Source organism: Pseudomonas sp. S1_G07 (assembly GCF_054668565.1).
The window spans coordinates 1,294,417-1,321,079 of sequence record NZ_CP162778.1 but is presented as its reverse complement, the minus strand read 5'-3'; the positions used below and the strand labels follow the sequence as shown (position 1 = coordinate 1,321,079).

At 61.6% G+C, this 26,663-nt stretch carries 24 protein-coding genes; 18 read left to right on the top strand and 6 right to left on the bottom strand.

The features are described from left to right. Positions 1-35: 35 nt before the first annotated feature. The gene (locus tag AB4O05_RS06130; protein WP_460132257.1) at positions 36-443 is read right to left on the bottom strand and encodes an RNA-binding S4 domain-containing protein; all 408 of its coding nucleotides are present in this window, start codon (positions 441-443) and stop codon (positions 36-38) included. Between the two features lie 116 nt (positions 444-559). Between AB4O05_RS06130 and rimA the strand changes: the two genes are divergently transcribed. Genes rimA through rimK form a run of 3 tightly spaced genes read left to right on the top strand, consistent with a single transcriptional unit; the run spans position 560 to position 2,737 of the window. Continuing rightward, positions 560-1,339, top strand: a complete 780-nt coding sequence (gene rimA / locus AB4O05_RS06125) for a S6 modification regulatory phosphodiesterase RimA (RefSeq protein ID WP_460132259.1) — start codon at positions 560-562, stop codon at positions 1,337-1,339. Between the two features lie 13 nt (positions 1,340-1,352). Next, a complete protein-coding gene (rimB, locus tag AB4O05_RS06120; protein WP_005783815.1) occupies positions 1,353-1,835 on the top strand; it encodes a retropepsin-like aspartic endopeptidase RimB in 483 nt (160 codons plus the stop codon). Further along, a complete protein-coding gene (rimK, locus tag AB4O05_RS06115; protein WP_460132261.1) occupies positions 1,832-2,737 on the top strand; it encodes a 30S ribosomal protein S6--L-glutamate ligase in 906 nt (301 codons plus the stop codon). The genes rimB and rimK overlap by 4 nt, the downstream gene beginning before the upstream one ends. Positions 2,738-2,833: 96 nt before the next feature. Here the strand turns inward: rimK and AB4O05_RS06110 are convergent, their stop codons facing one another. Both AB4O05_RS06110 and ompR read right to left on the bottom strand, forming a co-directional pair. Further along, positions 2,834-4,147: an ATP-binding protein gene (locus AB4O05_RS06110; protein ID WP_460132263.1), complete on the bottom strand. Its 1,314-nt coding sequence runs from the start codon at positions 4,145-4,147 to the stop codon at positions 2,834-2,836. A gap of 117 nt (positions 4,148-4,264) precedes the next feature. After that, on the bottom strand, positions 4,265-5,005 hold the full coding sequence (gene ompR / locus AB4O05_RS06105; RefSeq protein WP_460132265.1) for an osmolarity response regulator transcription factor OmpR: 741 nt from the start codon (positions 5,003-5,005) through the stop codon (positions 4,265-4,267). Between the two features lie 356 nt (positions 5,006-5,361). On the opposite strand from ompR, the gene AB4O05_RS06100 reads away from it, so the two are divergent. The 3 genes from AB4O05_RS06100 to gshA all read left to right on the top strand — a co-directional run bounded on the left by AB4O05_RS06100 (position 5,362) and on the right by gshA (position 9,867). Further along, on the top strand, positions 5,362-7,686 hold the full coding sequence (locus AB4O05_RS06100; RefSeq protein ID WP_460132267.1) for a Tex family protein: 2,325 nt from the start codon (positions 5,362-5,364) through the stop codon (positions 7,684-7,686). Continuing rightward, positions 7,686-8,069 carry a PaaI family thioesterase gene (locus AB4O05_RS06095; RefSeq protein ID WP_460132268.1) on the top strand — a complete coding sequence of 128 codons (384 nt, stop codon included), beginning with the start codon at positions 7,686-7,688 and terminating at the stop codon, positions 8,067-8,069. Before AB4O05_RS06100 ends, AB4O05_RS06095 begins: the two co-directional genes overlap by 1 nt. Before the next feature lie 214 nt (positions 8,070-8,283). Next, entirely contained in the window at positions 8,284-9,867 is a 1,584-nt protein-coding gene (gshA, locus tag AB4O05_RS06090; protein ID WP_460132270.1) for a glutamate--cysteine ligase, read from the top strand. Between the two features lie 64 nt (positions 9,868-9,931). Here the strand turns inward: gshA and mgrA are convergent, their stop codons facing one another. From mgrA to epsC, 3 genes are all read right to left on the bottom strand, one after another. Continuing rightward, positions 9,932-10,969, bottom strand: coding sequence for an L-glyceraldehyde 3-phosphate reductase (mgrA, locus tag AB4O05_RS06085; protein WP_460132271.1), 1,038 nt, complete (start codon positions 10,967-10,969; stop codon positions 9,932-9,934). 162 nt (positions 10,970-11,131) lie between these two features. Next, positions 11,132-13,093, bottom strand: a complete 1,962-nt coding sequence (betT, locus tag AB4O05_RS06080) for a choline transporter BetT (RefSeq protein ID WP_460137660.1) — start codon at positions 13,091-13,093, stop codon at positions 11,132-11,134. A 401-nt stretch (positions 13,094-13,494) separates the two neighbouring features. Then, complete coding sequence (epsC, locus tag AB4O05_RS06075; RefSeq protein ID WP_460132272.1) at positions 13,495-14,421, bottom strand: serine O-acetyltransferase EpsC; 927 nt, start codon at positions 14,419-14,421, stop codon at positions 13,495-13,497. 238 nt (positions 14,422-14,659) lie between these two features. On the opposite strand from epsC, the gene AB4O05_RS06070 reads away from it, so the two are divergent. From AB4O05_RS06070 to AB4O05_RS06015, 12 genes are all read left to right on the top strand, one after another. Continuing rightward, positions 14,660-15,655, top strand: coding sequence for a D-cysteine desulfhydrase (locus AB4O05_RS06070; protein ID WP_460132274.1), 996 nt, complete (start codon positions 14,660-14,662; stop codon positions 15,653-15,655). Between the two features lie 169 nt (positions 15,656-15,824). Continuing rightward, a complete protein-coding gene (tcyJ, locus tag AB4O05_RS06065; protein ID WP_460132275.1) occupies positions 15,825-16,619 on the top strand; it encodes a cystine ABC transporter substrate-binding protein in 795 nt (264 codons plus the stop codon). Beyond that, positions 16,619-17,284 carry a cystine ABC transporter permease gene (gene tcyL / locus AB4O05_RS06060; protein WP_460132277.1) on the top strand — a complete coding sequence of 222 codons (666 nt, stop codon included), beginning with the start codon at positions 16,619-16,621 and terminating at the stop codon, positions 17,282-17,284. The genes tcyJ and tcyL overlap by 1 nt, the downstream gene beginning before the upstream one ends. A gap of 3 nt (positions 17,285-17,287) precedes the next feature. Continuing rightward, entirely contained in the window at positions 17,288-18,034 is a 747-nt protein-coding gene (tcyN, locus tag AB4O05_RS06055) for an L-cystine ABC transporter ATP-binding protein TcyN (protein ID WP_460132278.1), read from the top strand. 370 nt (positions 18,035-18,404) lie between these two features. Next, positions 18,405-19,181, top strand: a complete 777-nt coding sequence (locus AB4O05_RS06050) for a hypothetical protein (protein ID WP_460132279.1) — start codon at positions 18,405-18,407, stop codon at positions 19,179-19,181. Positions 19,182-19,359: 178 nt separating this feature from the next. Next, positions 19,360-20,601: an SfnB family sulfur acquisition oxidoreductase gene (locus AB4O05_RS06045; RefSeq protein WP_460132281.1), complete on the top strand. Its 1,242-nt coding sequence runs from the start codon at positions 19,360-19,362 to the stop codon at positions 20,599-20,601. 25 nt (positions 20,602-20,626) lie between these two features. Then, complete coding sequence (locus tag AB4O05_RS06040; RefSeq protein WP_460132283.1) at positions 20,627-21,820, top strand: SfnB family sulfur acquisition oxidoreductase; 1,194 nt, start codon at positions 20,627-20,629, stop codon at positions 21,818-21,820. Beyond that, entirely contained in the window at positions 21,789-23,222 is a 1,434-nt protein-coding gene (locus AB4O05_RS06035; protein ID WP_460132284.1) for an LLM class flavin-dependent oxidoreductase, read from the top strand. Before AB4O05_RS06040 ends, AB4O05_RS06035 begins: the two co-directional genes overlap by 32 nt. A 95-nt stretch (positions 23,223-23,317) precedes the next feature. Continuing rightward, on the top strand, positions 23,318-24,133 hold the full coding sequence (locus AB4O05_RS06030) for a MetQ/NlpA family ABC transporter substrate-binding protein (protein WP_460132286.1): 816 nt from the start codon (positions 23,318-23,320) through the stop codon (positions 24,131-24,133). Then, on the top strand, positions 24,130-25,245 hold the full coding sequence (locus tag AB4O05_RS06025) for a methionine ABC transporter ATP-binding protein (protein ID WP_460132287.1): 1,116 nt from the start codon (positions 24,130-24,132) through the stop codon (positions 25,243-25,245). Before AB4O05_RS06030 ends, AB4O05_RS06025 begins: the two co-directional genes overlap by 4 nt. Continuing rightward, on the top strand, positions 25,235-25,879 hold the full coding sequence (locus AB4O05_RS06020) for a methionine ABC transporter permease (RefSeq protein ID WP_191955981.1): 645 nt from the start codon (positions 25,235-25,237) through the stop codon (positions 25,877-25,879). Before AB4O05_RS06025 ends, AB4O05_RS06020 begins: the two co-directional genes overlap by 11 nt. A gap of 89 nt (positions 25,880-25,968) precedes the next feature. After that, positions 25,969-26,595 (top strand): class I SAM-dependent methyltransferase, encoded by a 627-nt coding sequence (locus tag AB4O05_RS06015; protein ID WP_460132290.1) that lies wholly within the window; start codon positions 25,969-25,971, stop codon positions 26,593-26,595. Positions 26,596-26,663: the final 68 nt, after the last annotated feature.

Here is a 26,663-nt window from a genome sequence, read left to right as displayed (position 1 = left end):
CCCGGGAAGAGGGTGCCAGCCCCTCTCCCCCATAACTAGTCATCATTGCCACTGCCGCGAAACTTGAACAAGTCGCGGCGTTGCTTCTTGCTTGGCTTGCCATCGGTGGTCATGCCTGTGGCGCCGGCCTTGCGCATGGCCGCGGCGTTTTCACGCTTGGCGATGCTGGCTTCGGTTTCGGCGTACAGCGCCTGGGCTTCAGGCGCGCCGCGCCGCACGATGGAAAGCGCCTGGACCACGACGGTCTTTTCGTCAAAGCCGATGCGAATCTGCAACTCATCACCCACCCGTGGCTCCTTGCCCGGTTTGCAGCGCTCACCGCGATGATGCACCTTGCCACTCTCGATGGCCGCCTTGGCCAGGGCACGGGTTTTATAGAAACGCGCAGCCCACAGCCACTTGTCCAACCGGACCTTTTCCTCCTCTTCCTGCTTTTGAGCCACTTGAATTCCTCGCTCTGAAAAATGTCGCAACTTTACCGTTGAAAACCTTCGACGCATAAACCCCAAGGCTCACCTAAGATACGCCAGGTAGCACCCTGCTTTCGCGAGGATATGCCGTGACCGACTTTCCCGTTTCACTTACCTCGCCAGACCAGCGGTGCGTGGGTTGCCAGCAAAGCGAGCCGTTGGGGTTCGACTTCGCTTTCGCCTACCAACCAATCGTAGACCTTCGGGACCATTCGATCTTTGCCAATGAGGCCCTTGTGCGTGGCATAAAGGGTGAAGGGGCAATGTCGATACTGGCGCAAGTCAACCATAGCAATCGCTACCGCTTCGACCAGCGCTGCCGCACGCAGGCCATTGCCAGCGCCGTAGCCCTGGGGATGCAAACTCGCCTTTCCATCAACTTCATGGCCAATGCCGTATACCGTCCGGAGCTGTGCATCCGCAGCACACTGGAGGCGGCTCGCGTGCACAATTTCCCGCTGAACAAACTGATTTTCGAGACCCTGGAAAGCGAGCACATAGATAACTATCGCCATTTGATGAATATTCTGCGTGAATACCGCGAATTCGGCTTCATGACAGCCATCGACGACTTCGGCGCGGGCTATTCGGGGTTGAACCTGCTGGCCGATTTCCAACCTGACCTGATCAAACTCGACATGGCGCTGATTCGTGATGTCGACCAGGACCGTGTCCGCCAGGTGATCGTCCGGGGGATTGTCACAATCTGTGAGCAGTTGGGGGTTACTGTCATTGCCGAAGGCATCGAAACGCCCGGAGAGAGAGACTTTCTGTTCGACTGTGGAATATTTCTGATGCAGGGCTACTGGTTCGCCAAACCCGCATTCAATGCCCTGGCCGAGGTTTCACCTCAGGCCTGGGCGAACTGATCGGTTACCTATATTGAAGACATTTGACCATTTGACCGTTGTGGGTCTGCGTGAATGGGTGGCACTTCCCGACTTGGGAGTGGCAGGCCTGCGCGCGAAGATCGACACCGGTGCCAGTACCTCGAGCCTGCACGCCACCGATATCGAGCCCTTTGAGCGCGACGGAGAGAAATGGGTGCGCTTTACAGCGCATCTGGGCAGCGTGGTGCAACTGCGTCACCGCCGCTGCGAAGCGCCCCTGGTGACGATGAAAACCATCAAGAGCTCCAACGGCCATGCGCAGGTGCGCTATGTCATCAGCACCACTCTGGCGCTGGGTGATCGGGTATGGCGGGTGGAGTTCACCCTGGCCTGCCGCAAGGCCATGCGTTACCGCCTGCTCCTCGGTTCCAAGGCGTTGATTGACGGCCAATTGGTGGTCAACCCCGGCGTCAAGTACGTTCAAGACAAGCCGGTGTTCCCGGTCTCTACTATTTCTGCCCCAGGTGCTGCATGAAGATTGCTGTGCTGTCGCGAAACCCGCGTCTGTATTCCACCCGCCGCCTGGTCGAGGCCGGCACTGAACGTGGCCATGAAATGGTGGTGATCGACACGTTACGTGCCTATATGAACATTGCCAGCCACAAGCCGCAGATCCACTACCGGGGCAAACCGCTGGAGGGGTTCGATGCGGTGATCCCGCGTATCGGTGCCTCGGTGACGTTCTATGGCTGCGCCGTGCTACGCCAGTTTGAAATGATGGGGGTATGCCCCCTTAATGAATCCGTAGCCATCGCACGCTCACGGGACAAGCTGCGCTCGCTGCAACTGCTGTCGCGCCGGGGCATTGGCCTGCCTGTCACCGGTTTTGCCCACTCCCCCGACGACATCCCGGACCTGATCGAGATGGTCAATGGCGCCCCCCTGGTGATCAAGGTGCTGGAAGGCACCCAGGGTATCGGCGTGGTGCTGTGTGAAACCGCGACGGCGGCCGAATCCGTGATCGAAGCGTTCATGGGCCTCAAGCAAAACATCATGGTGCAGGAATACATCAAGGAAGCCGGCGGCGCGGATATCCGTTGCTTCGTGGTGGGCGACAAGGTGATTGCGGCGATGAAGCGCCAGGCCAAGCCTGGTGAATTTCGCTCCAACCTGCACCGAGGCGGCAGTGCCAGCCTGATCAAGATCACCCCGGAAGAACGCATGACCGCGCTACGGGCGGCCAAGGTGATGGGGCTGGCCGTGGCGGGTGTGGATATTCTGCGGTCGAACCACGGCCCGTTGGTGATGGAAGTGAATTCGTCACCGGGCCTGGAAGGGATCGAGACCACCACGGGCAAGGATGTGGCGGGGATCATCATTCAGCATTTGGAGAAGAGTGGCGGGCCGAATATGACCAGGACCAAAGGCAAGGGCTAGAGAAGCAGTGGGCAGCCTCAAGCTATAAGCTGCAAGAAAGGGCAAAAGCGACATACCTTTCTCTTGCAGCTTTAAGCTTGCGACTTGCGGCTGTCCCTATACCGCCCCCCTCGGCAACATCAACCCCAATGGCAAGCGCACCCGCGCTTCCAGGCCACCGCCCTCGCGATTGCGCAGTTCAACATTGCCGCCATGCATCGAAGCGATCCGTCGCACGATCGCCAGCCCCAACCCGGTGCCCTTGCCACCCCGAGCACGGTCGCCACGGGTAAATGGGTTGAAGATGCCTTCCAGCTCCGCCGGGTCGATCCCTGCACCCCGGTCCATCACACTCAGCACCACATAAGGTGCAGCGCTGTCGCCGGACACGTATGCAGCCACTTCCACATCGGACCCTGCGTGGTGCAAGGCGTTGCCGATCAGGTTGTTCAACAGGCGCTTCATCGACACCCGACGCAACGCAAACGGCTGGATCGGCTCCAGACGCATACGCACCTGTTCGCCATTCTGGTTGTAGGGTGCCACCACCTCGCGTACCAGGTCCGTCAGGTCGACCTCTTCCACCACCTCGTCACGGCCGTCGCGGATAAACGCCAGGAATTGGTCGAGAATCGCGTCCATGTCCTCGATGTCACGAACCATGTCATCGGTGAGGTCGGTATGGTTGCCCATCAACTCCAGGGACAAGCGCAAACGGGTCAACGGTGTACGCAGGTCGTGCGACACGCCGGCCAGCATCAGCTCGCGTTCGCGCCCGGCCTGTTCGACGTCTTCCGCCATCTGGTTGAATGCGCCGTACACTTCGGTCATCTCACTGGGCGTGTCGCTGACCGGCAGGCGCACGCTGCGCCCCTGGCCCAGTTGCCGTGCGGCAAACACCAGGCGCTTGAGCGGTTGGTTGAGCTGACGTACGAAAATCCATGCCGAGGCAGTGGAAAGCAAACCGATGGCAAGGAACCAGCCCAGCACGTTCCAGATTTTTTGCCCGCGCAACGGGTGCGGATAAAGCGGCACCTTGATCCACGCATCCCCCAGGCTTGGAGCCCTCACCCACAGGGCGGGCGAAACATGCATGCGCAATCGAACTTCGGTGTCCTCTCCCAGCTCCGCCTGCATCTGGCGCTGATAGATCTCGCTGTACGGCCAATGCTGCTCGCCTTCAGGCACCCCGGAACCGTCCACACGGATCAGCGTCGATGCCTTGGCGACCTTTTCACGGTTCTCGGGGTCAACGGCCCAATAGGCGCGCAGCGTCAGCGCGACACCGTGGCTATATTGCCGATCCACCAGCACGTCCTCGTTCATCAACAGATAAACCAGCGTGAGTGCCTTGGAAAACAGAACGACGATCAACACCAGCCAAAGGGTGCGGGAGAAGAAACTTTGTGGGAACCACAGCGGGGTTTTCATAAATGACAGCTGGACACCTTGCAGGAACGAGCGGCGCTCGCAGAATTGCAGACATCGGGCACCCGGTCACCCCTCATGGAGTCAAACACCGGGATACCCGCCCCTGCAAGTCATCGGTCACTTTGTAGCGGTGCCATCCGGCACAAATACATAACCTACGCCCCATACCGTCTGGATGTACCGTGGCTTGGACGGGTCTGGTTCGATCATCCGCCGCAGACGGGAAATCTGCACATCGATGGAACGCTCCAGGGCATCCCACTCACGGCCACGGGCAAGGTTCATCAGCTTGTCGCGGGTCAGCGGCTTGCGTGCGTTCATCACCAGGGCCTTGAGCACTGCGAATTCACCGGTGGTGAGCATGTGCACTTCATCGCCACGCTTGAGTTCGCGGGTCGCCAGCGACAGCTCGTAATCACCGAAGGTGACGCTTTCGTCTTCGCTGCCCGGCGCGCCGGGTACCGGCGGCGCCTGGCGACGCAATACGGCCTTGACCCGCGCCATCAGCTCGTCCGGGTTGAATGGCTTGGCCAGGTAGTCATCAGCGCCCAGTTCGAGGCCTTTGATGCGGCTCAGCTCATCGCCCTTGGCGGTGAGCATGATGATGGGAATCTGGTTGTTGGCGCCGCGCAGGCGCTTGCAGGCGGTCAGGCCGTCTTCGCCGGGCAGCATCAGGTCGAGCACGACCAGGTTGAATACTTCGCGCCCCAGGAGACGATCCATCTGCTCGGTGTTCGGCACCGCGCGGGCACGGTAGCCCTTGGAGTTGAAGAATCGCTCCAACAGGCTGCTCAGCCCCGGATCGTCATCAACGATGAGAATTTTTTCGCCTTCAGCAGTTTGTGCAGTGCTGCTCATTGGATGCTCCTCTTATCTCGGCGCGCATTATGGCTTAGCTGCCGTTATACGCACCGTGTGCATTGTTAGCAGATTTTTCCTCTACTGCCAGCGAACCCGTGCCCTACAACCGTTGGCGCAGTACCCCTCAAGGACAGAACGCTGGTTATAATGCGGCGCCGTCGTGCAGGGCAACGTCAGATCGTTACCATTTACTGCCGGGCTTTTTTTACCCGCTTGTCGTGATTTTTTCGATTTCGAGGGTCAACAGGCAGCCTCTTGACCCAGGTAGCGGCGCCAGTCGGGCCGCTCAACCAGCCGCGCAAGGCCTTGTTTTTATGGCCTGCGGGCTGCTTTTCAGAATTTCAGGTGGTTTTATGGACAGCATCAACAGCCGCATCGCCGAGGAACTCGGTGTACGCCCGCAACAGGTCGAAGCGGCCGTCGCTCTACTGGATGAGGGCTCCACGGTGCCCTTCATCGCCCGTTACCGTAAAGAGGTGACCGGCAGCCTCGACGACACCCAACTGCGACACCTGGAAGAGCGCCTGCGCTACCTGCGAGAACTCGACGAACGGCGCATCAGCATCCTCGCCAGCATCGAGGAGCAGGGCAAGTTGACCCCGCAGCTTGAGCGCGATATCAAGCTTGCCGACACCAAGACCCGCCTCGAAGATCTTTACCTGCCCTACAAGCAGAAGCGTCGCACCAAGGGCCAGATCGCCCTGGAAGCCGGCCTGGGCGAGTTGGCCGACGGCCTGTTCAACGACCCGTCGCTGACCCCGGAAACCGAAGCCGCGCGCTTTATCGATGCCGAAAAAGGCGTCGCCGACGTCAAGGCCGCCCTCGAAGGCGCCAAGTACATCCTCATGGAACGCTTCGCCGAAAACGCCAGCCTCCTGGAAAAACTGCGTAACTACCTGAAACAGGAAGCCATCCTCAGCGCCCGTGTCATCGCCGGCAAAGAGGAAGAAGGCGCCAAGTTCCGCGACTATTTCGAACACGACGAACCGCTCAAGAGCATGCCGTCCCACCGCGCACTGGCGATTTTCCGTGGCCGTAACGAAGGCATTCTCAGCTCCTCGCTGAAAGTCGGTGACGAGCTGCCAGGCACCATGCACCCGTGCGAAGGCATGATCGGGCAACAATTCGGCATCCAGAATCAGAACCGTCCCGCAGACAAGTGGCTCGGCGAAGTCGTGCGCTGGACCTGGAAGGTCAAGCTCTACACCCACCTGGAAACCGACCTGCTGGGCGAGTTGCGCGACGCCGCCGAAACCGAGGCGATCAACGTCTTCGCCCACAACCTGCACGATTTGCTGCTGGCCGCTCCGGCCGGTCCGCGTGCCACCCTGGGCCTCGACCCGGGCCTGCGCACCGGTTGCAAGGTGGCCGTGGTCGATGCCACCGGCAAACTGCTGGACCACGCCACCGTGTACCCGCACGTGCCCCATAACAAATGGGACCAGACCCTCGCGATCCTGGCTGCGCTGTGCGCCAAACATTCGGTGGACCTGATCGCCATCGGCAACGGCACCGCCAGCCGTGAAACCGACAAGCTCGCCGCCGAGCTGATCAAAAAATATCCAGCCATGAAAATGACCAAGGTCATGGTCTCCGAGGCCGGCGCTTCGGTGTACTCGGCGTCGGAACTGGCGTCCAAGGAGTTCCCGGACCTCGACGTATCGATCCGTGGCGCGGTGTCCATTGCCCGCCGCCTACAGGACCCGCTGGCCGAATTGGTGAAGATCGACCCGAAATCCATCGGTGTCGGCCAGTACCAGCACGACGTATCGCAGCTCAAGCTGGCGCGCGGCCTGGATGCGGTGGTGGAAGACTGCGTAAACGCCGTGGGCGTGGACGTGAACACTGCCTCCGTCGCGCTGCTGGCGCGGATCTCCGGCCTCAACGCCACCCTGGCGCAGAATATCGTCACCCATCGTGACGAAAACGGTGCCTTCAAGACCCGCGCCGCGCTGAAAAAAGTCGCCCGCCTGGGTGAAAAAACCTTCGAACAAGCGGCCGGTTTCCTGCGCGTGATGAACGGTGACAACCCACTGGACGCGTCAGCCGTTCACCCGGAAGCCTACCCGTTGGTGCAACGCATCGCCGCCGAAACCGACCGCGACATCCGCTCGCTGATCGGCGATGCCGCGTTCCTCAAGCGCCTGGACCCGAAGAAGTACACCGACGAAACCTTCGGCGTGCCCACTATTACCGACATCCTGCAAGAGCTGGAAAAACCGGGCCGTGACCCACGACCGGGGTTCAAAACCGCCGAGTTCCAGGACGGCGTCGAAGACCTCAAGGACCTGCAACCGGGCATGATCCTCGAAGGCGTGGTCACCAACGTGACCAACTTCGGCGCTTTTGTGGATATTGGCGTGCACCAGGACGGCCTGGTGCATATCTCTGCGCTGTCGGAGAAGTTCATCAAGGACCCGCGTGAAGCGGTGAAAGCCGGTGACGTGGTCAAGGTCAAGGTCATGGAAGTCGACATCCCGCGTAAACGCGTGGGCCTGTCGATGCGCATGAGCGACACCCCCGGCGAGAAAGTCGACGGCGCCCGTGGTGCCCGCCCAGGCTCGGCGCCGCGTCAGTCGCAAAACACCGCACCGCGCAAGGAAACCACGACCGCAGCGCCAAGCAATAACGCGATGGCCTCGCTGTTCGCCAACGCCAAACAGTTGAAGAAACGCTGATGGAAATCCCCGCTGGCGTTACCCAGAGCGCTTTCAGCGAACTGATCGGCTGCCGCCTGCAACGCCTGGAAGAAGGTGTTGCCGAGGTGGCCCTGACCCTGGAGCCACACCTGCGCAACCGCTCGGGCAAGCTGCATGGCGGAGCGATTTTCAGCCTGGTGGACATCGCGATGGGGTTGGCCTGTTCCAGCGCCCATGGTTTTGACCAGAAGAGCGCGACCATCGAATGCAAGATCAACTACATTCGCGCCGTGGAAGACGGTGAGGTGTTGTGCACCAGCCGGGTGATTCACACCGGCCGGCGCACGCTGGTGGTCGAAGCCGATGTGTATCAGGACGACAGACTTGTCGCAAAAGCACAGGGCACGTTCGCTGTCCTATAGCTCTCTACCCGCGATTTGAGTTAATTTCGGCGCTGCGATAACGGCGTCGGAATTTTCCTTCCGTGCTATAGCCAAATTCATGGAGTGAAGTAGGCTTTTTCAATACAGGTCAAATCGACTCAAAACCAGGCGATCACGCCAGTTTTAACTTCACCCTTGTAGACCGTCCTGCCCACCCCCATATTGGGGCGACTGATGCGTGAAGGAATCCAACTTGAGCGAACTTCTCAACCGCCGCCTGGCCCTGCTCGGCAAGCGCGAACACCTCTCCCTGCTAGAGCACTGCTTGCATGGCATCGAGCGGGAATGCCTACGTGTCACCAGTGAGGGTCGCCTGGCGCAAACGCCGCATCCCGAAACCCTGGGCGCCGCGCTGACCCATGAACAGATCACCACCGACTACTCGGAATCGTTGCTCGAGTTCATCACCCCAGCCCTGCCCAACCCGGCCGATACCCTGAGCAGCCTGGACAAGATCCACCGCTTTGCCTATTCCAAGCTCGGCAGCGAATACCTGTGGAGCCCGTCCATGCCATGCCCGTTGCCGGCCGAGGAAGATATTCCGATTGCCTACTACGGCACCTCCAATATCGGCCAGCTCAAGTACGTGTACCGCAAGGGCCTGGCTCTGCGTTACGGCAAGACCATGCAGTGCATCGCCGGCATCCACTACAACTTTTCCCTGCCGGAACAGGTATGGCCGTTGCTCAAGGAAACCGAAGGGTTTGTCGGCACCGACCGCGACTACCAGTCCAACGCCTATATCGCGCTGATCCGCAATTTCCGTCGCTACAGCTGGCTGCTGATGTACCTGTTCGGTGCCTCGCCGGCCCTGGACGCCGGCTTCCTGCGCGGCCGTTCGCATCAACTGGAAGTCCTCGACCCCGACACCTTGTACCTGCCTTACGCAACCAGCCTGCGCATGAGCGACCTGGGTTACCAGAGCAACGCCCAGGCCGGCCTCACGCCGTGCTACAACGACTTGGCCAGCTACACCGACAGCCTGCGCAAGGCGGTGGCAACGCCCTACGCGCCGTACGTCGAAGTCGGCACCCATAAGGACGGTGAGTGGGTACAGCTCAACACCAACATCCTGCAGATCGAAAACGAGTACTACTCCAACATTCGCCCCAAGCGCGTGACCTACACTGGCGAGCGGCCGATCCAGGCGCTGATGGCGCGTGGCATCCAGTACATCGAAGTGCGCTGCCTGGACATCAACCCGTTCCTGCCGATGGGCATCGACTTGCAGGAGTCGCGCTTCCTCGACGCGTTCCTGCTGTATTGCGCACTGAACGACAGCCCACTGTTCGCCGACAACGAGTGCGGCAACGCCACCGCAAACTTCCTCAGCGTGGTCAAGCAAGGTCGTCGTCCGGGCCTGCAGTTGCAGCGCAAGGGCCAGGCGGTGGACATGAAGGAATGGGCCAGCGAGTTGCTGGAGAAAATCGCACCATTGGCCGCGCTGCTTGATCAGAGCCACGGCATCAGCGAACACAGCCAGGCGCTGGACGCTCAGTTGGCGAAGGTCAAAGACCCATCGCTGACACCATCGGCCCAAGTGTTGGCGGCGATGGCCGAGCGTAAAGAGAGCTTTGCGCAATTCTCCCTGCACCAAAGCCAGCTGCACGCCGAGCATTTCCGCAAGGAGCCGCTGGCGGCCGAAGAGCAGGCACGTTTTGAAGAACTGGCGCGCACGTCGCTGGCCCAACAGGCAGAGCTGGAACAGAACGAAGTGGGTGACTTCGATGTGTTTGTCGGGGCGTACCAGGCGAGCATCCTGGCGATCAGCAACTAAGACCGAACTCGGTCCATTGTGGGAGGGCTTGCCCCCCTGCCACAATGGACCCGGTAGTGTCAGCTTATTCAGCAGTGGATGGCTTTTCCCACAGGTTAATCCCGCCTTCCAGCGCAAACCGATCGATCTCCGCCAATTCCTCGGCAGTGAAACTCAAGTTCTGCAACGCCCCGACGTTCTCGATGATCTGCTCCGGCCGGCTCGCGCCGATCAGCGCGCTGGTGACCCGTGGATCACGCAACGTCCAGGCCAGGGCCAGTTGCGCCAGGCTTTGGCCGCGGCGCTGGGCGATTTCGTTCAGCGCGCGCACGTGGGCGAGGTTGGCTTCGGACAAATGCTTGGCCTGCAACGAACCGCCGCCCGGGCGATTGACCCGTGCGTCGGCCGGCACACCGTTGAGGTATTTGTCGGTCAGTAACCCTTGAGCCAGCGGCGTAAAGGCGATCACTCCGGCACCGAGTTCTTCGGTGGTGTCGAGCAGGTCTTTTTCCACCCAGCGGTTGAGCAGGTTGTAGGCCGGTTGGTGGATCAACAGCGGTACTTTCCACTCGTTGAGCAGCGCGGCGATTTCGCGGGTTTTCACGCCTGAGTAAGACGAGATGCCGATGTACAACGCCTTGCCTTGTTGCACGGCGGTAGCAAGGGCGCTGGCGGTTTCTTCCAGGGGTGTATCGGCGTCAAAACGGTGGGAGTAGAAAATATCCACGTAGTCGACGCCCAGGCGCAGCAGGCTCTGGTCCAGGCTGGCCAGCACGTATTTGCGTGAACCGCCGCCCTGGCCATACGGGCCCGGCCACATGTCCCAGCCGGCCTTGCTGGAGATGATCAATTCATCGCGGTAGTGCTTGAAGTCTTCGCGCAGCAAACGACCGAAGTTGATCTCGGCGCTGCCATAGGGCGGGCCGTAGTTGTTGGCCAGGTCGAAGTGGTTGATCCCCAGGTCGAACGCGGTACGCAGCAGGGCGCGCTGGGTGTCGATCGGGGTGCTGTCGCCAAAGTTGTGCCACAGCCCCAGGGACAGTGCCGGCAGCACTAATCCACTGCGTCCTACGCGGCGATACGGGATAGATTCATAGCGGTTTTCGGCAGCAATGTACGTCATCGAATCCTCTCTGGGCTTGGGGCAAATAAGGCCTGGAAATAAGGTTATTCCCAAGCCTTTTAAGCCGCTGAATCGCTTAAGTCTGCCTCTTCCTTTTACAGCAAAGACCTACCTGAAAGGAATGCCGGGATGCCCGCCCATCCGGGGCCTTTCAGCGTTTGCTCAGCGCACCAGGTGCAGGAACTGCAGGTGCCGCTCGTACTGGTCGAGGATGTCGTTGATGATCTGCTCCTTGGTGTAACCGACCAGGTCGTAGTCCTGGCTGCCTTCACTCAAGTGCACTTCCGCGCGGTAGTAGCGGCGGTTGTTGATCTCTTTGGAGCCCATGCCGCCACGGGCGAACGATGGTGTGAAGTAGCCGCGCATCTGCACTTGGTAGATGAACGGATGCTCCTCGCCATGGCCGATTTCCAGGCTGACGCTGTCGTTGGACGGGTCGGGCTGGGTCACGACCGAGAGCCCCTTCTCGACAAACACCGCCGTCACCTCTTCGATCGCCGGGCGGACCGTCGACTCAAGGAAGCGGTACACCTCGTCTCGCGATGGGAAGTGCACCGCCTGGCTCAAGCGCTGGCGCCAACCGCCCTTGCCTTTGCGCGAGGCGGAAATCGGCGCCAGCGAATGCAACTGGGCGATCTGCTTTTGCGACTCAAGGTAGAAGGCTTTGTGCAGGCCCCACATCATCAGCAGCAGGATCAGTGAGAACGGCAACGAGGTCAGCACCACCGCTGATTTCAGCGAGTCGATACTGCCGGCGAACAGCAAGGCACTGGTGACCAGCGCGGTCATTGCGCCCCAGAACACCCGCAGCCACTTCGGCCCGTCTTCATCGGCGTTGCCACCCTTGGACGACAGGGTCGACAGCACCACCGTGCCCGAATCCGCCGAGGTGACGAAGAACACGAAGCTGATAAACACCGTCACCGCGATAACGGTTTTGCTCCACGGGTAAGTTTCCAGCAGCAGGTAGAGGCTCATCGACGGATCATCGATGGCCGACTGACCGAGCGCCGCCATGCCGTGGTTGAGCACCTGGTCGATGGCGCTGTTACCGAAGATCGACATCCACGCCAGGGTGAACCCCAGTGGGATCAGCAGCACCCCGAACACGAATTCGCGGATGGTGCGCCCACGGGAAATCCGCGCGATGAACAGGCCCACGAACGGCGACCATGCGATCCACCAGGCCCAGTAGAACACCGTCCAACCGCCCAGCCAGTCGCTGGGTTTGTCGTAGGCGTATACGTCGAAGCTTTTGGTCGGCAACGCGCCGAGGTAATCGCCGATGTTCTGGATCAGGGTGTTGAGCAAATGCTGGGTGGGGCCCGCGAACAGCACGAACAGCAGCAGCGCGCAGGCCAGCAGCATGTTGATGTCGGACATCACCCGCACGCCCTTGTCGACCCCGGCCACCGCGACCAGGATCGCCGCGCCCATCATCAGGGTGATCAGGCCGACCTGGATCCATTGGGTATGGGCAATGCCAAACAGATAGTCCAGCCCGGAGTTGAGGTGCAGCACCCCAAAGCCCATATCGGCGCCGAGGCCGAACACCGTGGCGATAATGCCGAAGCCATCCACCGCATAACCAATGGGGCCGTTGATGCGCTTGCCGATCAGTGGATACAACGCCGAGCGCAACGCCAGCGGCAGGTTATGCCGGTAGGCGAAGTACGCCAGGGCCATGCCGACAAACGCGAACACCCCCCAACCGTGCAGGCCCCAGTGCAGAAACAGGACCTGCATGGCCTGGCGCGCGGCATCGGCATTCATGGGCGCGCCCTGGGGCGGCTGCACCAGGTGCGTCAGGGGCTCGGACACGCAGAAGAAAAACAGTGTGATGCTGATACCCGCGGCGAACAGCATGCCGGCCCAGGACAAGTAACTGAATTCGGGCTCGTCGTGGTCGGCACCGAGTTTTATCTTGCCGTAGCCCGATAACGCGGTGACCACCACGAAGACCAGATACAGGGTCATCGCCAGCATGTAGTACCAGCCGACCGTATTGGCCGCCCAGTTTTGCGCCGCCAGCAACCAGGCACCGGCCTGTTGCGGAATGGCGATGACCGTGAGGCCGAACAGCAGGATAAAGGTGGCGGCAAAGTAGAAGACCGGCGCATTCATGCGCACCAGGCCGCTAGGTGGGGTGGACGATGCACTCATGAACGATGCACCCCTGGGACGTGAAATGTGGCTGGGAAAAACGGACTCCGCAAAGGTAAGCCTCCTGTTGTGAGCGGGCAGCGAACCACCGGGTTTAACTTGAACGAACGTTCAAGTTAAACATAAATAGACGGTCTGGGACTAATCGCAGGGCCGAGCGGCAGGTAATTCCTACACTAGCTCAAGTACTGGTATGACGAACGGGGGAGGTAAATCGTTCAGCGACCTGGATTTGAAATGCAGATAAAAAATGTGGGAGCGGGCTTGCTCGCGAAAGCGGCAGGGCAGCCGACACATACATCAACTGACCCACCGCCTTCGCGACCAAGCCCGCTCCCACAGGGGATTTGCGCAATCTTCAGCTACTTCTGCGCGCCATCATCATGCTGCAGATTCGCCTGGGTGATATTCGCCTCGGCCGGCACACTGCGTGTCAGCCACACATTGCCGCCGATGGTCGACCCCTTGCCGATGGTGATGCGCCCGAGGATCGTTGCCCCGGCATAAATCACCACGTCATCCTCGACGATCGGGTGACGGGGATGCCCCTTCTGCAACTGGCCATCCTCATCCGCCGGGAAGCGCTTGGCGCCCAACGTCACCGCCTGATAGATACGCACCCGTTCGCCGATAATCGCGGTCTCACCGATCACCACGCCAGTTCCATGGTCGATGAAGAAACTCGGGCCGATCTGCGCGCCAGGGTGGATATCGATACCGGTGGCCGAGTGGGCGATTTCCGCGATGATCCGCGCCAGCAACGGCAAGCCGGCGCGGTACAGGTGGTGGGCCAGGCGGTGGTGAATCACCGCCAGGATCCCCGGATAGCACAGCAGCACTTCATCCACGCTGCGCGCCGCCGGGTCGCCGTGATAGGCGGCCAGTACGTCGGTGTCCAGCAGGCTGCGCAACGACGGCAAGGCCAGGGCGAAATCCTGGATCAGGCGGATGGCATGCGCATCGATCTGGCTGTCATCCTGGCCACCCTGGCGTGCGGCGTAGCGCAGTTCCAGGCGCGCCTGGGCAAGCAAGGCATTGAGCGCCACGTCGAGGGTGTGGCCGACATAGAAGTCTTCACTTTCTTCGCGCAGATCCGCCGGCCCCAGGCGCATCGGGAACAGCGCACCGCACAGCGCTTCAAGGACCTGTGCCACGGCCTCGCGCGACGGTAATTCACGGCCGCCATGTTCGCCGCTCAAGCGGCCATTGCGCGCTCGCCACTGGTCCCGGGCACCGCGTAGCTGGCTGACGATGGTCTGTAATTGCCAATGGCTGGATCGCTCGCTCAACTTGGTCACTCCTGAAAATGGGGAGGCGCAGTAGCAAACTTCAAGCGACAGGCTGCAAGTTGAGCGCGATCAACTTGAGGCTTGCCGCTTATCACTCGCCGCTGAAGGGGCCACCACTTTACGACATGCCGAGCCAGCAGCCTTAATAACCAATCATGCCGAGCAAATAACCAAACCGGTTGCCCGATGAAAAGTGCCTGCCTATAGTCGCTGCATCCCTTAGCCACCGTGCGTAGCCATGATCAAGCAACAGCTCGACCGTTTTAAGCGTCTGGAACTGCTGGGCGGCGCCACCGCCCTGGAAAAACTCGAACGGCTGTCGGCCTGGCTGGGCAGGGACGTCTACGTCAAGCGCGACGACACCACGCCCCTGGCAATGGGTGGTAACAAGCTGCGCAAACTCGAATACCTGGCGGCCGACGCCATCGCCCAGGGCGCCGACACCCTCGTCACCGCCGGCGCCATCCAGTCCAACCACGTACGCCAGACCGCCGCCCTGGCCGCCAAGCTCGGCCTGGGCTGCGTCGCCCTGCTGGAAAACCCCACCGGCACCGAAGACCCCAACTATCTCGGCAATGGCAACCGCCTGCTGCTGGAGTTGTTCGACGCCAAAGTGGAATTGGTGGAGAACCTCGACAACGTCGACGACCAACTCAACGCCATCGCCGAGCGCCTGCGCAGCAACGGCAAGAAGCCGTACCTGGTGCCCATCGGCGGCTCCAATGCCCTCGGCGCCCTCGGTTATGTGCGCGCCGGGCTGGAACTGGCCGGGCAGATCGAAGCCAGCGGCCTGGACTTTGCTGCCGTGGTCCTGGCCTCTGGCAGCGCCGGCACCCACAGTGGCCTGGCCCTGGGCCTGAGCGATGGGCTGCCGAACCTGCCGGTGATCGGCGTCACCGTGTCGCGCACCGAGGAAGCGCAGTTCCCGAAAGTACAAGGCCTGGCCGAGCGCACTGCTGAGTTGCTGGGTATAGGAGTTCCCGACGCGTTCAAGGTGACCTTGTGGGACGAATACTTCGGCCCACGCTATGGCGAACCCAATGCCGGCACCTTGGCCGCGATCAAACTGTTGGCCAGCCAGGAAGGTCTGTTGCTGGACCCGGTCTACACCGGCAAGGCCATGGCCGGTTTGCTGGACGGTATCGGGCGGCAGCGGTTCGAGGACGGCCCGATCATATTCCTGCATACCGGCGGGGCACCCGCGCTGTTTGCCTATGACTCGGTTTTCAACTGAGCCAACCAATATTCCTTAACTGAATATCAAATTGAATTTATATTATTTTCAAGTCTTAAAAACCGGCTTTATCATCGCGCCGAAGGCGAAGACGCGCTTCGCGCTTTAAGGCAGGATACGACTACCGCGTCACCTGCTTCGCTCAACATAAAAAACACAGGGGCTCTTCATGACTATTTCTGTATTACGTCGCACATTGCTGGTCGGCACATTGGGCCTGGCACTCGGTGCTGGGTTGCTGGGCCAGGCGGTTGCCGGCGAGCAACTGGGCAATATCAAAAAAGCCGGCGAGATCAAAATCGGCCTGGAAGGCACCTACCCGCCGTTCAGCTTTCAGGATGAAAAAGGCAAACTGGCGGGCTTCGAAGTCGAACTTTCCGAAGCGCTGGCCAAAGAGCTGGGCGTGAAGGTCAAGCTCCAGCAAACACCATGGGACGGCATCCTCGCCGCCCTGGAATCCAAGCGCCTGGACGCTGTGGTCAACCAAGTGACCATCTCTGAAGAGCGCAAGAAGAAGTACGACTTCTCCACGCCTTACACCGTTTCCGGTATCCAGGCACTGGTGCTGACGAAGAACGTCAACACGATCAAGACCGCCGACGACCTGGCCGGCAAGAAAGTCGGCGTGGGCCTGGGCACCAACTACGAACAATGGCTCAAGGACAATCAACCAAAAGCCATTATCAAGACCTATAACGATGACCCGACCAAGTTCCAGGACCTGCGCATCGGCCGTATCGACGCCATCCTGATCGACCGCCTGGCCGCCCTGGAATACGCCAAGAAAGCCCTGGACACCGAAGCTGCCGGCGCCCCCTTCTCCCGCCAGGAATCCGGCATTGCCCTGCGCAAAGGCGAGCCTGAACTGCTGGACGCCATAAACAAGGCCCTCGACAAGCTGCGCGCCGACGGCACCTTGAAGAAGTTGTCCGAGAAGTACTTCAACGCTGACGTCACTCAATAATGGAAGCAGGTTTCCAACTCGCGCTCGACTCCGCGCCCTTTCTGCTCAAGGGCGCGTATTACACGGTGATCCTCAGCCTTGGCGGGATGTTCTTCGGCTTGCTGCTGGGCTTCGGCCTGGCCTTGATGCGCCTGTCGCGCTTCAAGCTATTGAGCTGGACTGCCCGGGCCTATGTGTCGTTCTTTCGCGGCACGCCGTTGCTGGTACAGCTGTTTTTGATCTACTACGGCTTGCCGCAGGTGGGCATCGAGCTGGACCCGATCCCGGCGGCCATGATCGGCTTTTCGCTGAACATGGCGGCCTACGCCTGTGAAATCCTGCGGGCCGCCATCGCGTCCATCGAGCGTGGCCAGTGGGAAGCCGCCGCCAGTATCGGCATGACCCGCGCGCAGACCCTGCGCCGGGCCATCCTGCCGCAAGCCATGCGCACGGCCCTGCCACCGCTGGGCAACAGCTTCATTTCCCTGGTCAAGGACACCGCGCTGGCCGCCACTATCCAGGTGCCCGAGCTGTTCCGCCAGGCGCAACTGGTGTCGGCGCGCACCTTCGAAATTTTCACCATGTACCTCTCCGCAGCCCTGATCTACTGGGTACTGGCGAGCATCCTGGCGCACTTCCAAAACCGCCTGGAAGACCGGGTCAACCGGCATGACCTGGAGTCTTGAAGCATGATCGTGGTTGAAAAACTGACCAAACAATTCAACGGTCAGGTGGTGCTCAACGGCATCGACCTTGAGGTCAAGGCAGGCGAAGTCGTCGCCATCATTGGCCCCAGCGGTTCCGGCAAGACCACCTTCCTGCGCTGCCTGAATTTCCTCGAAGAACCCACCAGCGGCCGTATCAAAGTGGGTGACATCGAGATCGACGGCAGCAAACCGCTCAACCAGCAACAGAGCCTGGTGCGGCGCTTGCGCCAGCACGTGGGTTTTGTGTTCCAGAACTTCAACCTGTTCCCCCACCGCACCGCGCTGGAAAACGTCATCGAAGGCCCGATCGTGGTCAAGAAGATGCCGCGCGAGGCGGCCCTGGCGCTGGGTCGCCAGCTGCTGGCCAGGGTCGGCCTGGCGGGCAAGGAAGATGCCTACCCGCGGCGCCTGTCCGGCGGCCAGCAACAGCGCGTGGCGATTGCCCGTGCGCTGGCCATGGAGCCGGAGGTGATCCTGTTCGACGAACCCACCTCGGCCCTCGACCCGGAGCTGGTCGGCGAAGTGCTGGCGACCATCCGCAGCCTGGCCGAAGAGAACCGCACCATGGTCATCGTCACCCATGAAATGAGCTTTGCCCGGGATGTGGCCAACCGGGTGATCTTCTTCGACAAGGGCGTGATCGTCGAACAAGGCGAAGCCAAGGCATTGTTCGCCCACCCCAAGGAAGAACGCACCAGGCAGTTCCTCAGTAAGTTTTTAGCCCACTGATACCCTCCCCTGTAGGAGCTGGCTTGCCAGCGAAAATCGTCAACGATAACGCGGTCAATCAGGTTTACCGAGTTGTCTGGTCGTTCTTCGCCGGCAAGCCGGCTCCTACAAGCGTTTCTCGCCTGCACGCGCAAAACACCCTGCCACATGCACACCAAAATACCCCCTCCCAGTCGGACCCTTCTGAATATCTCCGAACTCGCCGTTTAGCCTTTTGCCGCCATTGACGCTCCCCGGCCAACCCTCTTATCTAACGCCCAGAGGATTGGATCCTATCCCGGCTACTCACTGAATCGTTCCTTTCGGCCCCCCGGCGCACCCGCGTCAAAGGCCGGAACGATTGCTGCTGGCTGCATCAAGGAGATTACTTATGACGCGCACTGCAACCCCGGCCATGCTCACCGCCCCAACGCTGCCCCAGGCGAGCCGATATGGCCTCAACGCCCTGGCGGCCACCCAACTTCAGGTGGATATCGCGCCCTACCCCGGCATGGATGAGGGCGACCTGATCGAGCTGTTCTGGAACAACTGCTTTGCCGCCTCACGCCGGGTGACCGCGTGCAGAGCCGGCATGCCGACGCACCTGCGGGTGCCGGAAAGTTTCGTGCAGGATGGCCTGGCCCAGGTGCATTACCAAGTCATGCAAGTCGGTCGCGCCCCCGCGCGCTCGGCCATAACACGGGTGCGTGTAAAAACCCGGTACCCGGGCGGCCAGCCCTCCTCCTTGTACAGCGACGAAAACCAGAACCTCGCCCCCGTCGAACTGCCCGAGACCATTCGCCGCTATGGCGTCAACGGTCGCCAGGTACGACGCGGCGTTCCGCTGACCATCGAGCCGTACCTGAACATGTCCACCGGCGACGCCATCACCCTGCGCTGGGGCGATGTGCGCATGGACCTGCCGAACATCGCCGCCAAGGGCGTGGGCGAGGCCGTGCGGGTATGGGTGCCGTCGACGGTGATCATGGAGGCGGGTGATGACAGCAGACTGGAGGTGACGTACTGCATCCTGGACCGTGTCGGCAACAATTCACGCTGGGCGCCGGCACGCACACTGCGCATTGCCGCCGGCACGCCAACTCACCCGAACGGTGGCGCGCGAGTCTATCAACCGCGCCCCCTCGGCTCGCCCTGCGAACCGGGGTAGCCGACCTTCTATGCATATTCCAAAAAGTTAGTTTATTTAATTATTTAACATGATTAGGGTATATAAACCGGACCACCGGACATCTTTGTTTTTATTTCATTGAAGTCGAGGTCGGTATGGTCAGGATTACCCCAGTGCACAACGCCAGAGCATCAGGTGCAGCCAAGGAGCGGCGCTGATGACGCATTTGGCTGTCACACCTCCCCAGCGTGAGCTGGACGTCGCGCCGCCGTTATTGCCGGCCGCCGTGCTGCGCAACGATGCCCAGGCGTTGCACGCCGCCCACGAACTGGCTCGGGCCGCGCGCGTGCACGCCGCCACGCGCGACCGCCAGCGCCAGTTGCCGTGGGCGCAGATCGAACAGTTCACCCGCAGCGGGCTCGGCAGTATTTCCATTCCCCGCGAGTACGGCGGCCCGCAGGTGTCTTTCGTGACCCTGGCCGACGTGTTCGCCATCATCAGCGCCGCAGACCCCGCCCTCGGGCAAATCCCACAGAACCATTTCGGCATCCTGCACCTGTTGCAGGGCAGCGCCACCGAGCGCCAGAAAAAGCAGCTGTTCCAGAGCGTGCTCGACGGCTGGCGCATCGGCAATGGCGGCCCCGAACGCGGCACCCAAAACACCCTGCAACTCAAGGCCCGCATCACCGCCAGAGGCGACGGTTATGTGATCAGCGGCCAGAAGTTCTACTCCACCGGCGCATTGTTTGCGCACTGGGTCGCCATCAAAGCGCTGAACGATAACGGCCAGCAGGTCATGGCGTTCGTGCGTCGAGGCACGCCAGGGTTGCGCATCGTCGACGACTGGTCCGGCTTTGGCCAACGCACCACCGCCAGCGGCACAGTGCTGCTGGACCAGGTACCGGTGGACGCCGAATGGGTGGTGGATAACTGGCGTATCGGTGAAACCCCGAATATCCAGGGCGCCGTCTCGCAATTGATCCAGGCCGCCATCGACGCCGGCATCGCCCGTGGCGCGCTGGACGACACCATCGCCTTCGTGCGCGAACGCTCACGCCCATGGATCGACGCCAAGGTCGAGCGCGCCAGCGATGACCTGTACGTGATCGCCGATATCGGCAAGCTGAACATCGAACTGCACGCCGCCCAAGCGCTGCTGCGCAAGGCCGGCCAAGTGCTGGACCAGGTCAGCGCCGCGCCGATCACCGCGCAGTCCGCCGCCCGTGCCTCGATTGCCGTGGCCGAGGCCAAGGTGCTGACCACCGAAGTGGCGCTGCTGGTCAGCGAAAAGCTCTTCGAACTGGCCGGCAGCCGCGCCACCCTCGCCGACTTCAACCTCGACCGTCACTGGCGCAACGCGCGGGTGCACACCCTGCACGACCCGGTGCGCTGGAAGTATCACGCGGTGGGCGCCTATCGCTTGAACGGCACCTTGCCGGCACGCCATTCCTGGATCTGACCGACCGGCCCTCTGGAGCACAACCATGACTTTCTCTCAACCCGTCGCGGTGATCACCAGCGACGAACAGGCGCTTGTTGTCGCCAGCGACCTGGCCGATGACCTGCGCCGCGACAGCGCCCAACGCGACCGTGAACGCCGCCTGCCGCTGCCGGAGCTGGACGTGTTCTCGCGCTCCGGCCTGTGGGGCATCAGTGTGCCGAAAGCACACGGCGGCGCGGGGGTGTCGAATGTCACCCTGGCCAAGGTCATCGCACTGATCGCCCAGGCCGACGCCTCGCTGGGCCAGATCCCGCAAAACCATTTCTACGCCCTCGAAGTGCTGCGCGTGAACGGCAGCCCGCAACAGCAACAACGCCTGTACGCCGAAGTGCTCGCCGGCCAGCGCTTCGGCAACGCCCTGGCGGAGCTCGGCACCAAGACCGCCCACGACCGCACCACCCGTATGACGCGCGACGGCGATGGGTTTCGCATCAGCGGTCGCAAGTTCTACGCCACCGGCGCGATCTACGCCCAACGCATCCCCACCGCAGTGGTGGATGAACACGGCGTACAGCAACTGGCGTTTGTGCCCCGCGACAGCAAGGGCCTGAGCGTAATCGACGACTGGAGCGGCTTCGGCCAGCGCACCACCGGCAGCGGCTCGGTGGTGTTCGACAACGTGCGGGTCGCCGCCGACGACGTGATCCCCTTCCAGAGCGCCTTCGAGCGTCCGACCACCGTCGGCCCGCTGGCGCAGATCCTTCACGCTGCCATCGACACCGGCATCGCCCGCGCCGCCTTTGAAGACGCGCTGCACTTTGTACGCACCAAGACCCGCCCGTGGATCGACGCCGGCAATGACAAAGCCACCGAAGACCCATTGACCCTGAAAAGCTTCGGTCACTTGAGCATTCGCCTGCACGCCGCCGAAGCCTTGCTTGAGCGCGCAGGCGAATACCTTGATCGCGCCCAGGCCGACAGCAACACCCAGACCGTCGCCGCCGCCTCGATTGCGGTGGCCGAAGTGCGCGCCCTGAGTACCGAAATTGCCTTGGCCGCCGGCAGCACCCTGTTCGAACTCGCCGGCAGCCAGGCGACCCTGGCCGAACACGGGCTCGACCGCCACTGGCGCAACGCCCGCGTGCACACCCTGCACGACCCGGTGCGCTGGAAGTACTTTGCGGTAGGCAATTACTACCTCAACGATGAAAACCCGCCGCTGCGGGGGACCATCTGATGGCGCTGCCTTTGAAAACGAGAAAAAGATCCTGCTCAACGCCTTCAACATGAACTGCATCGGGCATATCAACCACGGTTTGTGGACGCACCCACGCGACACCTCGACCCAGTACAAAACCCTCGAGTACTGGACCGAACTGGCGCAAACCCTGGAACGCGGCTTGTTCGACGGCCTGTTCATCGCCGACATCGTCGGTGTGTATGACGTGTACCAGAACGCCATCGACGTACCGCTCAGGGAGTCGATCCAACTGCCGGTCAACGATCCGTTGCTGCTGGTCTCGGCCATGGCCGCCGTAACCCGCAACCTCGGCTTCGGCCTCACCGCCAACCTCACCTACGAGCCGCCGTACCTGTTCGCCCGGCGCATGTCCACGCTCGACCACCTGAGCCGTGGCCGGGTGGGCTGGAACATCGTCACCGGCTACCTCGACAGCGCCGCCAAGGCCATGGGCCTTACCGAACAGGTCGAACATGACCGGCGCTACGACCAGGCCGATGAATACCTGCAGGTGCTGTACAAACTCTGGGAAGGCAGCTGGGAAGATGACGCGGTGCTCAACGATCCGCAGCAGCGGGTGTATGCGCAGCCGGGCAAGGTGCACAAGGTCGAGCACCACGGCGAGTTCTATCAGATGCAGGGTTATCACCTGTGCGAACCGTCGCCGCAGCGCACGCCGGTGCTGTTCCAGGCCGGCAGTTCGGACCGGGGCTTGCTGTTCGCCGGGCAGCATGCCGAGTGCGTGTTCATCAGCGGGCAGAACAAGGCCTCCACCAAGGTCCAGGTGGACAAGGTGCGCGCCAGCGCGGTAGCGGCCGGACGCAACCCGGATGACATCAAGGTGTTCATGGGCCTTAACGTGATCGTCGGTGCCACCGAAGAGCTGGCCTGGGCCAAGCATGCCGAGTACCTGAGCTACGCCAGCGCCGAAGCCGGCGTGGCGCACTTCTCGGCGTCCACTGCGATTGATTTTGCTCAATACGAGCTGGACGAACCGATCCAGTACGTGAAGAGCAACGCCATCCAGTCGGCCACCCAGAACCTGCAAAACAACGACTGGACCCGGCGCAAGTTGCTCGAGCAGCACGCCCTGGGCGGGCGCTATATCACCCTGGTGGGTTCACCCGAACAGGTGGCGGACGAACTCGAATCCTGGATCAGCGAAACCGGCCTGGATGGCTTCAACCTCACGCGCATCGTGACCCCGGAAAGCTACGTGGACTTCATCGACCTGGTGGTGCCCGAGTTGCAGAAGCGCGGCTCGTACAAGACCGAATATGCGTCGGGAACGCTGCGGGAAAAAGTCTTCCAGCGCAGCGCCCGCTTGCCCGCACAACACACCGGCTCCACCTACCGACACGGCCCCTGTAGGAGCGAGCTTGCTCGCGAAGACCGTTAACGATCACGCGTGGCCCCTGATACCCCGCAGCGCCTGCAAGTTTTTCGCGAGCAAGAACTAGGCGTCCCCCTCGCTCCTATAACTGGAATACGATTATGAAAAAGACCCTGCTCACCCACCCAGTCAAAGCACTGGCCCTGGCCTTCGGGCTGTTCAGCTCGGCGCTGTTCGCCGCTGAGGCACCGCTCAAAGTCGGCACCACCGCGGCCTTCGCGATTCCCCTGGAAGCCGCCGTGACCGAGGCCGGCAAGCAGGGCCTGAAGGTCGAACTGGTGGAGTTCACCGACTGGATCGCGCCCAACGTCAGCCTGGCGGCCGGCGATATCGACGTGAATTACTTCCAGCACATCCCATTCCTGGAAAACGCCAAGGCCGCGGCCGGGTTTGATCTGGTGCCCTATGCACCGGGCATCATCAACAACGTCGGGCTGTATTCGAAGCACTACAAAAGCTTCAACGACCTGCCCGAAGGCGCCAGCGTGGCTATCGCCAACGACCCGATCAACAGCGGTCGCGGCCTGCAACTGCTGGCCAAGGCCGGGCTGATCACCCTCAAGCCAGGCGTGGGCTACAAAGCCACCGAAGAAGACATCGTCGCCAACCCGAAAAAGCTCAAGATCCTGCAAGTGGAAGCCGTGCAATTGGTACGCGCCTATGACGACGCCGACCTGGTGCAGGGCTACCCGGCGTATATCCGCCTGTCCAAGACCTTCGATGCCGAGTCGGCGTTGCTGTTCGACGGCCTCGACCACCCGGAATACGTGATCCAGTTCGTGATCCAGCCCAGGAGCAAAACCGACCCGCGGCTGATCAAGTTCGTCGACATTTACCAGCACTCGCCAGTGGTACGCGCGGCGCTGGATAAATCCCTCGGCAAGCTCTACCAAGTCGGTTGGGAAGCTAAAAAATGACCGCCACCAACGCCCGACTGCGCGACCTGGGCACCGCGCCCAGGCCCGCCGAGCAGACTGAACTGCACCCGCACTTGAACCGCGCCCACGTGCGCTTTATCAACCTGGGCAAAACCTACGACGGCCGCGTGCATGCGCTGCAAGGCATCGACCTGGCGATCCAGCGCGGCGAAGTGTTCGGCATCATCGGCCGCAGCGGCGCCGGTAAATCCTCACTGATCCGCACCATCAACCGCCTGGAACAACCCAGCAGCGGGCGGGTGCTGATCGATCAGGTGGATATCGGCACCTTCGACGAAGACCACCTGGTGGCGCTGCGGCGGCGCATCGGCATGATCTTCCAGCACTTCAACCTGATGTCGGCCAAGACGGTGTGGCAGAACGTCGAACTGCCACTGAAGGTCGCCGGCATACCCAAGCCCCAGCGTGAGCAAAAGGTGCGTGAACTGCTGGAGCTGGTGGGTTTGCAGGACAAGCACAAGGCCTACCCGGCGCAGCTGTCCGGCGGGCAGAAGCAACGCGTGGGCATCGCCCGTTCGCTGGTGCATGACCCTGAAATCCTGCTGTGCGACGAAGCCACCTCGGCCCTCGACCCCGAGACCACCCAGTCGATCCTCGGCCTGCTGCGCGAGATCAATCGGCGCCTGGGCCTGACCATCGTCTTGATCACCCATGAGATGGCAGTGATCCGCGACATCTGCGACCGCGTGGTGGTGCTGGAGCACGGGCGCATCGTCGAGCAAGGCCCGGTGTGGGAAGTGTTTGGCGACCCACACCATGAGGTGAGCAAAACCCTGCTGGCGCCACTGCAACACGGGCTGCCCGAAGAGCTGCAAAGCCGTTTGCATGTCACGCCGCAATCGCCTGAGGCCGCCGTGGTCCTGCGTTTGCAGCTCACCGGCAGCTCTAGCGACGAACCCGACCTGGCGGCGTTGTTCAGCGCCCTGGGCGGTCGCGTGCGGTTGCTGCAAGGCGGTGTGGAACGCATTCAAGGGCATGCCCTGGGGCAACTGCTGCTGGCGGTGAGTGGCTCGAGTCACAACGCCGAAGAGCTGCGCACGCGCGCCGCGAACTGGGCACAACAGGTGGAGGTGCTGGGCTATGTGGTTTGATCGTTTAGTCCAGGGCGCCCTCGACACCCTGCTGATGGTCGGCGTGTCATCGCTGATTGCATTGCTGGTGGGGATTCCGCTGGCGGTGTTCCTGGTCACCAGTGACAAAGGCGGCATCTACCAGGCGCCGGCGCTGAACCGGGTGCTGGGGGCGTTCGTCAATCTGTTCCGCTCGATTCCGTTTTTGATCCTGATGGTGGCGCTGATCCCGTTCACCCGGCTGATCGTCGGCACCACCTATGGCGTGTGGGCGGCGGTGGTGCCGTTGACTATCGCTGCCACGCCGTTCTTTGCGCGCATTGCCGAAGTGAGCCTGCGCGAGGTCGACCACGGTTTGATCGAAGCCGCGCAGGCCATGGGCTGCCGGCGCTGGCACATCATTTGGCACGTGCTGTTGCCCGAGGCGCTGCCGGGGATTGTCGGCGGGTTCACCATCACCCTGGTGACCATGATCAACTCGTCGGCCATGGCCGGGGCAATCGGTGCCGGCGGTTTGGGTGACATTGCCTACCGCTACGGCTATCAGCGCTTTGATACGCAGATCATGCTCACGGTGATCGTGCTGCTGGTGGTGCTGGTGGCGGTGATTCAATTGGGCGGCGATCGGTTGGCGCGGGTGCTGAACAAGCGCTGAAAGCTGGGGCCGCTGCGCAGCCCAACGCGGGGCAAGCCCGCTCGCCACAAGGTATAGTCGGGCCATCTCAGCTCCCGGTATTACCCGTCATGACCCTCAAGCCCGACGACCTCGACCAGATCACTGCCACCACCCTCGGCCACTACAACAAAGTGGCCGAGGACTTCCGCGAAGGCACCCGCGACCACGATGTCAGCCAGAACATCGATGCGTTGCTGCGACATATCCACGGCACGCCACCGTTTACCGTGCTGGATTTCGGATGCGGGCCGGGGCGGGATTTGCAGACGTTCACGCGCATGGGCCACATCGCCGTGGGGCTCGACGGCTCCGAACGCTTTGCGCAGATGGCGCGCGAAGACAGCGGTTGCGAAGTGCTGCAGCAGGACTTCCTCAAGCTGGATCTGCCTGCCGAGCGCTTCGATGGGATTTTCGCCAATGCGGTGCTGTTTCATATCCCCAAGCAGGAATTGCCACGGGTGCTCAAGCAGTTGCATGGCGCGTTGAAGCCAGGGGGCGTGCTGTTCAGCTCGAACCCACGGGGCGAGAACCAGGAAGGCTGGAACGGGCCGCGCTATGGCTCGTACCACGACCTGGCGGCGTGGCAATCACTGCTGACAACGGCCGGGTTCGTGGAGCTGGAGCATTACTACCGGCCGGCCGGGTTGCCTCGGGAGCAGCAGCCGTGGTTGGCCAGCGTGTGGCGCAAACCTTAAGAATGCCATCGCAGGCAAGCCAGCTCCTACAGGGTGAATGCATTCCAAATGTAGGAGCTGGCTTACCT

Coding starts and splice junctions, on each gene's coding strand:
- AB4O05_RS06030 (WP_460132286.1), top strand. CDS start 23,318: ATGAAAAAGACCCTGCTCACCCACCCAGTCAAAGCACTGGCCCTGGCC.
- AB4O05_RS06100 (WP_460132267.1), top strand. CDS start 5,362: ATGGACAGCATCAACAGCCGCATCGCCGAGGAACTCGGTGTACGCCCG.
- AB4O05_RS06040 (WP_460132283.1), top strand. CDS start 20,627: ATGACTTTCTCTCAACCCGTCGCGGTGATCACCAGCGACGAACAGGCG.
- AB4O05_RS06070 (WP_460132274.1), top strand. CDS start 14,660: ATGATCAAGCAACAGCTCGACCGTTTTAAGCGTCTGGAACTGCTGGGC.
- rimK (WP_460132261.1), top strand. CDS start 1,832: ATGAAGATTGCTGTGCTGTCGCGAAACCCGCGTCTGTATTCCACCCGC.
- tcyN (WP_460132278.1), top strand. CDS start 17,288: ATGATCGTGGTTGAAAAACTGACCAAACAATTCAACGGTCAGGTGGTG.
- tcyL (WP_460132277.1), top strand. CDS start 16,619: ATGGAAGCAGGTTTCCAACTCGCGCTCGACTCCGCGCCCTTTCTGCTC.
- AB4O05_RS06025 (WP_460132287.1), top strand. CDS start 24,130: ATGACCGCCACCAACGCCCGACTGCGCGACCTGGGCACCGCGCCCAGG.
- AB4O05_RS06050 (WP_460132279.1), top strand. CDS start 18,405: ATGACGCGCACTGCAACCCCGGCCATGCTCACCGCCCCAACGCTGCCC.
- betT (WP_460137660.1), bottom strand. CDS start 13,093: ATGAATGCGCCGGTCTTCTACTTTGCCGCCACCTTTATCCTGCTGTTC.
- AB4O05_RS06015 (WP_460132290.1), top strand. CDS start 25,969: ATGACCCTCAAGCCCGACGACCTCGACCAGATCACTGCCACCACCCTC.
- AB4O05_RS06020 (WP_191955981.1), top strand. CDS start 25,235: ATGTGGTTTGATCGTTTAGTCCAGGGCGCCCTCGACACCCTGCTGATG.
- AB4O05_RS06035 (WP_460132284.1), top strand. CDS start 21,789: ATGAAAACCCGCCGCTGCGGGGGACCATCTGATGGCGCTGCCTTTGAA.
- AB4O05_RS06110 (WP_460132263.1), bottom strand. CDS start 4,147: ATGAAAACCCCGCTGTGGTTCCCACAAAGTTTCTTCTCCCGCACCCTT.
- AB4O05_RS06045 (WP_460132281.1), top strand. CDS start 19,360: ATGACGCATTTGGCTGTCACACCTCCCCAGCGTGAGCTGGACGTCGCG.
- ompR (WP_460132265.1), bottom strand. CDS start 5,005: ATGAGCAGCACTGCACAAACTGCTGAAGGCGAAAAAATTCTCATCGTT.
- tcyJ (WP_460132275.1), top strand. CDS start 15,825: ATGACTATTTCTGTATTACGTCGCACATTGCTGGTCGGCACATTGGGC.
- AB4O05_RS06095 (WP_460132268.1), top strand. CDS start 7,686: ATGGAAATCCCCGCTGGCGTTACCCAGAGCGCTTTCAGCGAACTGATC.
- mgrA (WP_460132271.1), bottom strand. CDS start 10,969: ATGACGTACATTGCTGCCGAAAACCGCTATGAATCTATCCCGTATCGC.